This is a genomic window from Micromonospora sp. WMMD558, from assembly GCF_049315255.1.
GTDB lineage: Bacteria > Actinomycetota > Actinomycetes > Mycobacteriales > Micromonosporaceae > Micromonospora.
The window spans coordinates 5,791,804-5,803,168 of sequence record NZ_CP186061.1 but is presented as its reverse complement, the minus strand read 5'-3'; the positions used below and the strand labels follow the sequence as shown (position 1 = coordinate 5,803,168).

The following is an 11,365-nucleotide window of genomic DNA, read 5'->3' as shown; positions in this document are numbered from 1 at the left end:
CTGGGCGACACCTGGCTTGCCTCTGCCTAAGCCAGAGGCGAGTATCCCTCCACAGACAGGACGACATGGACATCTCGGCTGCAACCGCCCTCGTCACCGGGGCCAACCGTGGCTTCGGGCGGGCCATCGCCAGCGAGCTCATCGCCCGCGGCGCCACGGTCTGGGCCGCCGCGCGGAACATCGGACACCTCGACCTTCCCGGCGCTCGCCCGCTCCAACTGGACATCACCGACCCCGCGTCGGTGGCCTCCGCCGCGGCGGAAGCCGGCGACGTCACCCTGCTGATCAACAACGCCGGCACGGCCACCGGAGCTGACCTGCTCACCGGCGACCTGGAGCAGATCCGGCTGGAGATGGAGACCCACTACTTCGGCACGCTCTCCGTCGTCCGGGCGTTCGCCCCGGTGATCGAGGGCAACGGGGGCGGCACCATCCTCAACGTGCTCTCCGTGCTCTCCTGGCTGGCCCTGCCCGGCGGAGGCGCGTACAGCGGCGCGAAGAGCGCCGAGTGGGGGCTGACCAACAGCCTGCGGGTCACGCTCGCCCCGGCGGGAATCCGCGTCGCCGGTCTGCACGTCGGCTACATGGACACCGACATGACCCGGACGGTCACCGCCGCCAAGCACGCCCCGGCCGACATCGCCCGGTACGCCGTCGACCAGCTCGCGGCCGGTGCGTACGAGATCGTCGCCGACGACGTGAGCCGCGACGTGCGCAGCCGGCTCTCCGGCGGCGTGGCCGCGCTCTACCCGCAGCTGCCCTGACCGCCGGCGACCTCTTCTCCGCGGCGCGTCGCCGGCCCGGCGGGCAACGCCTCCCCGGCCGGCGTCACCGCCACCGACCCCTCCAGGAGCCCTCGTGACCGACCAGCGAACCCTGGCCCCGACCGGGCCGGCCGTGACGCCGCCCGGGCGTCCGCCGCAGTCACCCTCCCGCCGTTCGCAGATCGTGACCCTCGTCGCGATGTGTCTGGGTGCGGCGATCACCTTCCTGCAGATCACCGCGACCGTCTCCGCGCTGACCACCATCCAGCGGGACCTGCGCGTCGAGCCCACCACCCTGATCTGGATCCCGAGCGCGTACACCCTGGCGGTGGCGAGCCTGGTCCTCTCCGCCGCGACGCTCGGCAACCGGTACGGACGCAAGCGGCTCTTCCTCGCCGGCGTCGTCGCGATGATCCTCGGCGGCACCGTGACGGCACAGGCCGGAACTCCGGCCTGGGTGATCGCCGGACAGTTCCTGGCCGGCGTCGGCGGCGCCCTGATCCTGCCGAACAGCCTGGCCATCCTCGGTGTGACCTTCACCGACCCGCATCGGCGCACCGAGGTCATCACCGCCTGGTCGGCCGCCTCCGGCATCGGCCTGGCGGTGGGCCCGCTCATCGCCGGAGCGCTGCTGCGACAGCACCACTGGCACACCGTCTACCTCTCGACCATCGTGCTGGGTGTCGTCACGCTCCTCGTCGCCGCGGTCGGGGTTGCCGAGTCGCGGCAGGGCGCCGGCCGGCTGGACCTGCCCGGACTGCTGCTGGGCACCGTCACCATCGCCGCGTTCGTCTACGCCGTGATCCGGGGCGGACGCGACGGCTGGACCAGCCCACCGGTGGTCGCCGCGTGGCTCGGCTCCGTGGCGGCGCTGGCCGGGTTCCTCCTGGTCGAGCTGCGCACCGCCGCGCCGATGCTCGACGTCCGACTGTTCCGATCCGCGTCGTTCAGCGCCGTCATGGCCGTCGCCGGCGTGTCGCTGTTCGGCTTCACCGGCGTGGCGATCCTGCTCGTCCTGTTCCACGAACGCGCCCAGGGCCTCGACCCGCTGGACACCGGCTGGCGGATGCTGGTGCTGTTCGGTGTCTACGCGCTCGCCGCGTTCGGCGCCGGACGCACCATCCGCCGCACCGGCTTCAAGGCGCCGCTCACCGCCGGTCTCCTCCTCGGCGGTCTGGCCAGCCTCGGTCTGGCCGCGCAGGGCCCGGCCACCAGCTTCGGTGACCGCTGGCCGCTGCTGGCACTCTTCGGTGCCGCCAGCGGTCTGGTGGTCGCCCCGGCGACCGCCGCCGCGCTCGCCAGCGTCGCTCCCGCCCAGGCCGGCATGGCCTCCGGAGCGGTGAACGCAGCCCGCCAGGTGGGTTCGGTGCTCGGCGCGTCCCTGCTGGGCACCCTGTTCACCACCCGGCTGCTCGCCGAACTGCCGGAGCGGCTCGCCGCGCACCAGGTCGCGGAGCCGGCCCGCAGCGCGGTCCAGTCGTCGGTGGCGGCCGGCAGCGGCGGCAGCGACCCGCTGCCCGAACCGGTCCGGGCGGCGCTCGCCGAGGCGCTGACGGCGGGCGTGCAGGCGGGATTGCGGGTCAACGCCGTCGTCTTCCTCGCCGCCGCCCTGGTCGCCCTCGTACTCGTGCGCAACCGGCCGCACCAGCACTAGGGCAGGAGCTTCGACGCAGGCCCTGGGCGACCGGTTCGTCCCGGACCCGACACCGGTGTCCGGGATGAACCACCGTCGTGCCGGAGCGCCCGTCCGGGCCGGGCCGCGACCCGCGCCCGACGTGGAGACCCCCGCCGGTCGTCTCCGGTCGCTGCTCAAATCGGAGCCCGGCGGCGTGCCGGTGGGGGAGGATTTCTGCGTGACGGGCGAGACTCCGCGCGGCGGGTGGTCCGGCCGGACCGACTGGGTCGGCCGGCTCAACGACCCGTTGCGCCGGTTCCTGCAGACCGAGACCGGCAGCGCGCGGGCGTTGCTGGTCGCGGCGGTGGCCGCGCTCGCCTGGGCCAATCTCCACGTCTCGTCGTACGAGACGGTGTGGGGCACGTCGTTCTCGGTCCAACTCGGCGACTGGCGGGTGTCACACGATGCGCGTACCTGGGTCAACAGCGGCCTGATGACGTTCTTCTTCCTGGTGATCGGCCTGGAGCTGCGTCGGGACTTCGACCTGGGGGAGCTGCGGGAGCGGCGTCGGGTGACGTTGCCGCTGCTGGCCGGGATCGGCGGCATCGTCCTGCCGATCGCGATGTACCTCATCGTCAACGCCGGGGAGACCACCGCCGCGGGCTGGGGCGTCGTGATGGCCACCGACACCGCGCTCGCGCTGGGCATGCTCGCCGTCCTCGGGCCGCGATTCTCGGACCGCCTGCGGGGCTTCCTGTTGACGGTCTCCGTCGTCGACGACCTGATCGTGATCGCGGTGCTGGCGATCGCCTACCCGGAACATCCGTCGCCGCCGGCGTTGCTCGTCGCGGCGGCCATCTTCGGTGTCGTCCTGCTCGTCCGGGCACTGGGCGTGCGGTGGGGACCGGTGTACGCGCTGCTGGGTCTGGCCGCCTGGCTCGCGGTCTCCGAATCCGGTGTCGACCCGGTCGTGGTGGGCCTGGTGATGGGCCTGCTCACCTACGCCTACGCGCCCGGGAGAGAGGAACTGAAACGAGCGAGCGAGATGTTCCGCCTCTTCCGGGAACAGCCCACCCCGCAGCTCGCCCGCTCGGCCCGGACCGGGCTCGCCTCGGCGCTGTCGCCGAACGAGCGGTTGCAGCACCTCTACCACCCGTGGGCGAGCTACTTCGTGGTGCCGCTCTTCGCCCTGGCGAACGTCGGGATCGCGATCGACGGCGAGCTGGTGGCCCGCGCGGTCACCTCGCCGGTCACGGTGGGCGTCGTCGTGGCGTACCTCGTCGGCAAGCCGGCCGGGATCGCGGCCACCTCGTACCTGGTCGCCCGGTTCAGCCGCGACCGGTTCCGCCCGCCCGTCGGCTGGGCCGCCGTCATCGGTGTGGGCACGGTCTCCGGCATCGGGTTCACCATCGCCCTGCTGATCGCCACGCACGCGCTGGACGGCCCCGAGCTTGAGGACGCGAAGCTCGGCATCCTCGTCGCGACCGTCGGTGCGTCCGCCCTCACCTGGCTGGTGTTCCGCCTCGCCGCCCGGCTCTCCCCGGCGCGGCGGGCCCGCGCGCTGCTGGGCGCCGCCGAGGGGATCGTCGACCTGATGAAACCGGTCGATCTGGAACGCGATCACGTGCGTGGGCCGGGCGAGGCGCCGGTGACGGTCGTGGAGTACGGCGACTTCGAGTGTCCGTACTGCGGGCAGGCCGAGCCGGTGGTCCGGGAACTGCTGGCCGACTTCCGCAACATCCGGTACGTCTGGCGGCACCTGCCCCTCACCGACGTGCACCCGCATGCCCAACTCGCCGCCGAGGCCGCCGAGGCAGCGGGGGAGCAGGGCGCGTTCTGGGAGATGCACGACCTTCTCCTGGCACACCAGGACGCGCTCGACCCCGCCGACATGATGCGCTACGCCGAGCAGATCGGGCTGGACCTCGACCGGTTCCGGGAACACCTCGCCGAGCGGAAGGGCAAGGACCGGATCGCCGAGGACATCGACTCCGCCGACCTCAGCAGCGTCTCCGGAACGCCGACCTTCTTCATCAACGGCAGCCGCCACCACGGCGCGTACGACATCGAAGCGCTTTCGGCGGCGGTGAAGTCCGCCTTCGCCAAGGCCCGGCTTCGTCCCGAGTACCGCCGGGACCCCGGCCACCGCCACCCGGACTGAACCGCGCTCCCGGCCCGCCGTTCGGGAGGTCCGCGTCGCCGATCCGCCGGCCTCGTGGTGGCCGCTGCTCGTCGTGCGGCACGTCCGCCGGGGTGCGGGCTCGACGCGAGCCCGCACCCCGGGCGGTCAGCGAACGGTGGTGCCACCGCGCGGCGGTGTGCTCACTTGCCGCGCAGGGGCGCGAGGGCGCGGCTCCACGCCACGACCTGGTCGAGGGTGGTGTTCAGCGCGTCACGGTGGTGGTCGTTGGGCTTGAAGACGCTGAAGTTCTCGAAGTCGGTGAAGAGGGACAGCGCGACCTGGGACCGCACGTCGGCCATCTGCAGCTCGCCGGCGATCAGCCGGAGGTGCTCGACCGCGCGAGCGCCGCCCACCGAGCCGTAGCTGACGAAGCCGACGGCCTTGTTGTTCCACTCGTTGTAGAGGAAGTCGATCGCGTTCTTCAGCGCGCCCGAGGTCGAGTGGTTGTACTCCGGCGTCACGATCACGAACCCGTCGAACGACGCGATCTTGTTGGCCCACTTGAGCGTGTGCGGCTGCTGGTACTGGCCCATCGACGGCGGGTAGATCTCGTCCAGGTGCGGCAGCTTGTAGTCGAGGAGGTCGACGAGTTCGAACTCGACCTCCGAGCGCTCCCGGGCGATGTCGTAGACCCACTGCGCCACGGCTGCGCCGTTCCGCCCCGGTCGGGTGCTGCCGAGGATGATTCCGATCCTGGTCATCGCGGTTCCTCCCCTGATGGCAGGACGCCCGGACGGGCGTCCTTGCTTCGCGCAGCAACTATACGGGCGACATTTTCTTCGTCAAGCAAGTAAAGTGGTGGCATGTCCACCGTCACACCTCAGCCGGCGCCGATACCAGAAGGGCTGCGACCGCTCAGCCCGGACGAGGAGGACATCGCCCGGTCCCTCAATCGCGTGATCTACGCCCTGCCCCGCGCCATCGATGCCGACATGCTCCGGGAACAGGGGTTTCCCCTCGTCGAGTACCTCACCCTGATGCACCTCTCCGAGGCCCCCGACCGCCGGCTGCGGATGAACGAGCTGGCCACCGCGTGCGAGATGTCGCTCAGCGGCATGAGCCGCGTCGTGCAGAAGCTGGAACGGCAGCGCTTCGTCGAGCGGGTCAGGTGTGAGGAGGATGCGCGTGGCTGGAACGCCGTGCTCACCGACGCCGGCCTCGCCCGCCTGAGGCAGGCCTGGCCCACCCACCTGGCCGCGGTGCGTCGGCACTTCTTCGACCACCTCGCGGGCCTGGACGTGAAGCAGCTCGCCGCGGCTCTGGACAGGATCGCGAGGTGAGGGATCGCCCGGCCAGACCCGCTCGGGCGAGCCGGAGGACCCTCACCCGTCGATCCGGCTGATGTTACGGATCTTGTTGGACGCGTCCAGGGCGGCGACCTTGTACGCCTCGGCCAGCGTCGGATAGTTGAACACCGCGTCGACCAGGTAGTCGACCGTGCCGCCGCACCCCATCACCGCCTGCCCGACGTGGACGATCTCCGTGGCGCCGGTTCCGAAGACGTGTACGCCGAGCAGCCGACCGTCGTCCGGCGAGACGAGCAGCTTCAGCATGCCGTACGAGTCGCCGACGATCTGACCGCGGGCCAGCTCGCGGTACCTCGCGATGCCGACCTCGAACGGCGTCGAGCTGTCGGTCAGCTCCTCCTCGGTCTTCCCGACGAAGCTGATCTCCGGGATCGTGTAGATCCCGATCGGCTGCAGCTCGTGCATCGCGCGGACCGGTTCGCCGCAGGCGTGCTGCGCCGCCAGCCGGCCCTGCTCCATCGACGTGGACGCCAACGCGGGGAAGCCGATCACGTCACCGACCGCGTAGATGTTCTCCACCGAGGTGCGGAAGTTCGTGTCGACCTGGATCCGGCCGCGCCGGTCCGCCTCCAGCCCGGCCGCGTCGAGCGCCAGATCGTCGGTCTGGCCCTGGCGGCCGGCCGAGTACATGACCGTGTCCGCGACGATCTTCTTGCCGCTCTTCAGGACGCACAGCGCCGCGGTCTGGTGCTTCTCCACCGCGGCGACCTCCTCGCCGAACCGGAACGTGACGGACAGGTCGCGCAGGTGGTACTTGAGCGACTCGACGATCTCCTCGTCGCAGAACTCCAGCATCCGGTCCCGGCGTTCCACCACGGTCACCTTGGTGCCGAGGGCGGCGAACATGGAGGCGTACTCCATGCCGATCACGCCGGCGCCGACCACCACCATGCTTCGGGGCACGGCGTGGAGGTTGAGGACGCCGTCCGAGTCGACGATCGTCCGGTCGTCGAAGTCGACACTGTCCGGCCGGGCCGGGCGCGTACCCGCGGCGATGACGACCTTGTCGAAGGTGACCTTGACCTCCCGCCCGGAGCCCCCGTCGACCCAGACGGCGTGCGTGTCCGCGAAGCGTCCGGTGCCGGTGATCATCGCGATCCGGTTGCGGGCCAGCTGGTTGCGGATGACGTCCGTCTGCCGGCTGATCACGTGCTGGGTCCGGGCCGCCAGGTCGCTGACCGTGATCTCCTCCTTGACCCGGTAGCTGCTGCCGTAGAGGTCCCGCTGGCTCAGTCCGGTCAGGTAGAGGACGGCCTCGCGCAGTGTCTTGGACGGGACGGTCCCGGTGTTGATGCACACCCCGCCGATCATGTCGCGCCGGTCCACGATGGCGACCCGCTTGCCGAGTTTGGCGGCGGCGATCGCGGCCTTCTGCCCGCTGGGGCCGGAGCCCAGCACCAGCATGTCGTAGTCATACACAACCGTCAGCGTGGCAAGTTGCCGCCGCCCGCGCCAGGTGCGTTCGGCCGGATGCGGTCGGCCGCGCCGACGCCGGCCGCATCGACCTGCTGAGAGAGCCGCAATCGATTGACATTCGATAGGTTCTAAGTGATAGTCGATACATGATCGCAGAACATCGGGCGGTGGCGCCGCTCAGAATCTTCCTCGTGCTGTTGTTCGGGATCCTGGTGCTGTTCCAGACGATGTCGCTGCCGGGTCAGTTCGCGCACATGGCCGAGAAGTCGCCGGACTTCGCCTACCTGAGGTGGCCCGCGACGGCGGTGTCGGTGTTCTGGGTGCTGTGCGTCCAGGTGGTGATCGCGTGCACCTGGAAGCTGCTCACCCTGGTCAAGAACGACCGCATCTTCACCGAGGCCTCCCTGCGGTGGGTGGACGGGATCGTGTGGGCCGTCGCCGCCGCGTGGGTGGTGCTCCTGGGCGTCTTCCTGTACGTCGGCTTCAACGCGAACGACCCCGGACTGCCGCTGCTGCTGTTCCTGCTGTTGACCGGCGTCACCGTGCTGGGGCTGCTGATGGTGGTGATGCGCGCGCTGCTGCGGCAGGCCACGACGCTGCGCACCGACATGGAAGCGGTGATCTGATGCCCATCGTCGTGCGCATCGACGTCGAGCTGGCCAAACGCAAGATGAGTGTGGGGGAGTTCGCCGAACGGGTGGGCCTCACCCCGGCGAACGTGGCGGTGCTGAAGAACGGCCGGGCCAAGGCCGTACGCTTCAGCACCCTGGAAGCCATGTGCCGGGTGCTCGACTGCCAGCCCGGTGACCTGCTCGAGTGGGTCGACGAATGATCGAGGTCCGGGGCTCATAAGCGCTACGGCGACGTACCGTCAGTTGCGGGCGAGGGCGAGCGTGAGCTTCGGGTGGGCGGTCAGCGTGTCGGTGCGGAGGTAGACCAGCTCGATGGCGGGTTCCGTGAACGTCACCGGGCCGGGTGGGGAGTCGGGGATCCCGGCCGGGAGCGGCAGGTCGGGGCCGAGCGTGATCGTGGCGCCGGACAGCCGGCCGACGAAGCGGGTGGCGTAGACGGCGACGTTGCCGCGCAACGCCATGTGGTCGGCGGTGAGGCGCATGGTGTGGCCCCGCGGGCCGGGCGAGCGCAGGAGTACGTCGTCCGCGACGGCCGCGTCCATGCTGAACTTCAACGCCGTACGGGTGCCGTCGGCGGTCGGAAGCTGGACGATCCCCTCGATCCGCAGGCCGGTCATGGTCACCGCCGACGCGGTGAGTGTCGAGGCGGTCGCTGCCACCGGTGGCTGGTCGGGGTCGGCGGCGACGACGGGGAGACGCCGGTGGCGGGCACCGTCACCGGGCCTGCCGGGTGGCGGGCTGGCGCAGCCGGTTCCGGGTGGCGCGGGCAGCGGGCTGGGGCCGACCCCGGTCTGGGCGGCCCGCATCGGGGCGGCCGGTGCGCAGGCGCTGGCGGGGCCGGGCGCGGCCAGCAGGCCGGCGGAGCCGAGCAGTCCGAACAGGGCGGCGAGAATCCGCTGTCGGTGCAGGCCGGGCAGCCGCGTCGCCTCCCGCTGCACGCCACGTGGGACAGCGCCGGACCTGGTCACGGGAGGCCCGGCCTCGCCCCCGCCCCGCATCAGTTCGTCGACCAGGGCTGCCTGCTCGCCGAGGGCGCCTCGTCGGAGATGTCGGTGGCGGGCTGCTCAGATGTGGTGGCGGACGGCGTGGTGGGCTGCGGGCGGTCGTCCGCGGAGTCGTCGGGCTCGGCGGTCCCTTCCTTCTTCGTCGACACATCGTCAGCCGTGTCGCGCCCCGGGGTGGCGGGGCGTCCCGGCACCCACCCGGCAGCCAGTGCGGCGCCGAGCAGACCGGTCACGGTGCCGATCAGGAAGCCACCCAGGTTCACCCCGACCAGCGCGAAGAGCGCGGTGACGGCGGCGACCACGGCGTAGAACGTGCGGTGTTGCGGGCTGAACCACATCAGCAGGCCGGCGGTCACCAGGATGGTGGGTATCAACCAGGAGAGGAAGCCGGTCGGCCCCAGCTGGAACGCCAGGCCGGACAGAGACATCTGGGTGGTGCCGAAGATCGCCAGTCCGGCGAGCGCGGTGAGCAGTCCGCCCCAGAACGGGCGCGTCCACCGCCACCGGCGGAAGCTGCCCCACCCCGCGCGGAGGGCATTCGGGCGGGCGTTGCGTCGCGGTTCGGCCCTTCTCATACCGTGGCTCCTGCCGGGTGGGTCCGGGCCAGGATGGGCGTGCGGCTCCCGCCCCCCGGCTGCGGTGGTCGACTCAGAAGCATTCCTTGGCGTCAGCGCCGACATTGACGTTCAAGCTGAGCCCGGTCAGGTTGAACCGTCCAGCCTGGATCGCTCGGGCCACCTGGCGGAGGTTCGTGATCGTCACGGCGTCGGCCTGCTGGCCGAACGCACCCGGGGCGCCCCTGGCTCCGTCCGGTCCGCGGTCGAGGGTCGACGCGTCCTGTCCGATGTTGATGTTCGTGAACTCGGTGTCGCCCTGCAGCGATACCAGATCGATCAACAGGTCTTCCGCGGTGGCGGGCCTACCGCCCTGGCCTGCGGTGATCTTGAGCACGACCGGCGCGCCCGGTATCTTGACCGACTGGCAGAGGTCGAAGAGCTGGGCCTCGCGGATGCCGGTGACGGCGACCGGATGCCTCGTGCCGTCGACCTCCTCGGCGACGCCGGGATACTGGACGAATCCCTCGCCCTGCAACTTGGCGGCGGAAACCTTGAAGGTCTGCCCGGAGACGGCGAAGGAGGCGGCGAGGGCGCCGTTGGCGATACCGACGAGGATCGCGCCGGCGAGGGCGATCGCGGGCAGCAGCAGGGCGGCGAAGCGCGACCAGCGGACATGACCCCGGTTGGCGGACTCTTCCTGCACGGTTCCCCCTCCGCCTCCGGCCGCGGGGCGACCAACGGACGCGATGCGCACCCGGCCTCGCCGTCGGTTGCCGGCGGATGACGTGCGCTCGTGACGGCGCACCGGTCGGGCGCAGGTGATGAAACCCTGGCAGCCCCACGCTAACACGGGTGCAAACTGCGAGTGACCGTCATGTCACGGATAGTGCGCCGCCTTGGGTGGGCGTACCCACGTGCACCTTGGCCCCACCGGCCCGGTGTGACGGTCGACGGGGGCGGACGGATCGTGTGCGACCTGGGACCGAATCCGGGAAACCGCCCCCGATCCCGTCGCTCGCGGAGTAGGTTCCCCGGTTTTCGCGGTGAGCCGGGGGGTAACCGCGTCGCGACAGCCGCGAAGGCGATTGAGAGCCCGGGAAGCCGGGAGCTCCGAGACGCCCGTCCACCCGCGTGGGCTGGGCGATCTCTTTCCCCGCCGTGCTAGCGCCTCTCGAACTTCTGCGGGGCGCCAACCGATGGGAGCTTCACGATGAACTCAATGCGCCGTACGAGGATTCTGTCCCTTGCTGGTCTCGTCGTCGCCGGTGGCGCCGTCGCCGGTCCGGCCACCGCCGCCCAGGCCGACCCGGCCGACAGCGGCCAGGTGTCCGCCGTGCAGCCGGCGCCCCCGGAGGGCGAGAAGATCCTGGAGTTCGACTACCAGACCCAGCGAACCTCCTACTACTGTGCCCCGGCCGCGACACGGATCGCCCTGTCCACCCAGGACAAGACGGTCACCCAGAAGGAAGTGGCCCAGAAGCTCGGAACCACCAGGGCCGGAACCGATTCGGCCGACGACACCACCCGGGTGCTCAACGAGCTGACCGGTGGCGGCTACGAGACCACCGAGATCAGCACCACCACCGCCGATCCCCGGCAGACCGACAAGCTTCGTATCGACGTCGTCGAGGCGATCGACACCCGACGCGGCGTGGTAGCGAACACGCTGGGCACGGCGGTCGACACCGAGGGTGAACGGCACTCGTTCCCGGGTGGGCACTACGTGAGCATCGTCGGCTACCGCGACGGTGGAGAGACGCTGAAGATCGCAGACCCGTACGACCCGGAGAAGCACTACTGGATGCGCAGCGAGAAGGTGGCCGACTGGGTGGCCCAGCGCGGCTACTCCAGCTGACCCGACCCGTGACAGGCCGCGGGCCGGCCCCGG

At 71.0% G+C, this 11,365-nt stretch carries 12 protein-coding genes; 7 read left to right on the top strand and 5 right to left on the bottom strand.

Features of this window, described 5'->3' with window-relative positions; genetic code table 11:
* Positions 1-65: 65 nt before the first annotated feature.
* From ACN26Y_RS27500 to ACN26Y_RS27490, 3 genes are all read left to right on the top strand, one after another.
* The gene (locus ACN26Y_RS27500; RefSeq protein WP_155333046.1) at positions 66-764 is read left to right on the top strand and encodes an SDR family oxidoreductase; all 699 of its coding nucleotides are present in this window, start codon (positions 66-68) and stop codon (positions 762-764) included.
* Positions 765-858: 94 nt separating this feature from the next.
* A complete protein-coding gene (locus tag ACN26Y_RS27495; RefSeq protein ID WP_230688798.1) occupies positions 859-2,418 on the top strand; it encodes an MFS transporter in 1,560 nt (519 codons plus the stop codon).
* A gap of 199 nt (positions 2,419-2,617) precedes the next feature.
* Positions 2,618-4,540, top strand: a complete 1,923-nt coding sequence (locus tag ACN26Y_RS27490; protein ID WP_422733756.1) for a Na+/H+ antiporter NhaA — start codon at positions 2,618-2,620, stop codon at positions 4,538-4,540.
* Between the two features lie 161 nt (positions 4,541-4,701).
* Here ACN26Y_RS27490 and ACN26Y_RS27485 read toward each other — a convergent pair whose 3' ends face one another.
* The gene (locus tag ACN26Y_RS27485; protein ID WP_155333044.1) at positions 4,702-5,262 is read right to left on the bottom strand and encodes an NADPH-dependent FMN reductase; all 561 of its coding nucleotides are present in this window, start codon (positions 5,260-5,262) and stop codon (positions 4,702-4,704) included.
* Positions 5,263-5,364: 102 nt separating this feature from the next.
* Here ACN26Y_RS27485 and ACN26Y_RS27480 point away from each other — a divergent pair, with 102 nt between their 5' ends.
* Positions 5,365-5,841, top strand: a complete 477-nt coding sequence (locus ACN26Y_RS27480; RefSeq protein ID WP_155333043.1) for a MarR family winged helix-turn-helix transcriptional regulator — start codon at positions 5,365-5,367, stop codon at positions 5,839-5,841.
* 42 nt (positions 5,842-5,883) lie between these two features.
* On the opposite strand, the gene sthA is transcribed toward ACN26Y_RS27480, so the two are convergent.
* Positions 5,884-7,287, bottom strand: a complete 1,404-nt coding sequence (sthA, locus tag ACN26Y_RS27475) for a Si-specific NAD(P)(+) transhydrogenase (protein ID WP_422733755.1) — start codon at positions 7,285-7,287, stop codon at positions 5,884-5,886.
* 143 nt (positions 7,288-7,430) lie between these two features.
* Between sthA and ACN26Y_RS27470 the strand changes: the two genes are divergently transcribed.
* Together ACN26Y_RS27470 and ACN26Y_RS27465 are read left to right on the top strand one after the other, a co-directional pair.
* Positions 7,431-7,910, top strand: a complete 480-nt coding sequence (locus ACN26Y_RS27470) for a DUF2975 domain-containing protein (protein WP_155333041.1) — start codon at positions 7,431-7,433, stop codon at positions 7,908-7,910.
* Complete coding sequence (locus ACN26Y_RS27465) at positions 7,910-8,116, top strand: helix-turn-helix domain-containing protein (RefSeq protein ID WP_026874506.1); 207 nt, start codon at positions 7,910-7,912, stop codon at positions 8,114-8,116. The genes ACN26Y_RS27470 and ACN26Y_RS27465 overlap by 1 nt, the downstream gene beginning before the upstream one ends.
* 39 nt (positions 8,117-8,155) lie before the next feature.
* Here ACN26Y_RS27465 and ACN26Y_RS27460 read toward each other — a convergent pair whose 3' ends face one another.
* The 3 genes from ACN26Y_RS27460 to ACN26Y_RS27450 all read right to left on the bottom strand — a co-directional run bounded on the left by ACN26Y_RS27460 (position 8,156) and on the right by ACN26Y_RS27450 (position 10,180).
* Positions 8,156-8,854 carry a hypothetical protein gene (locus ACN26Y_RS27460; protein ID WP_422733754.1) on the bottom strand — a complete coding sequence of 233 codons (699 nt, stop codon included), beginning with the start codon at positions 8,852-8,854 and terminating at the stop codon, positions 8,156-8,158.
* 59 nt (positions 8,855-8,913) lie between these two features.
* A complete protein-coding gene (locus ACN26Y_RS27455; protein WP_155333039.1) occupies positions 8,914-9,495 on the bottom strand; it encodes a DUF6114 domain-containing protein in 582 nt (193 codons plus the stop codon).
* A 73-nt stretch (positions 9,496-9,568) separates the two neighbouring features.
* The gene (locus ACN26Y_RS27450) at positions 9,569-10,180 is read right to left on the bottom strand and encodes a DUF6230 family protein (protein ID WP_155333038.1); all 612 of its coding nucleotides are present in this window, start codon (positions 10,178-10,180) and stop codon (positions 9,569-9,571) included.
* A gap of 507 nt (positions 10,181-10,687) precedes the next feature.
* Between ACN26Y_RS27450 and ACN26Y_RS27445 the strand changes: the two genes are divergently transcribed.
* Complete coding sequence (locus ACN26Y_RS27445; RefSeq protein ID WP_155333037.1) at positions 10,688-11,332, top strand: C39 family peptidase; 645 nt, start codon at positions 10,688-10,690, stop codon at positions 11,330-11,332.
* Positions 11,333-11,365 lie beyond the last annotated feature (33 nt).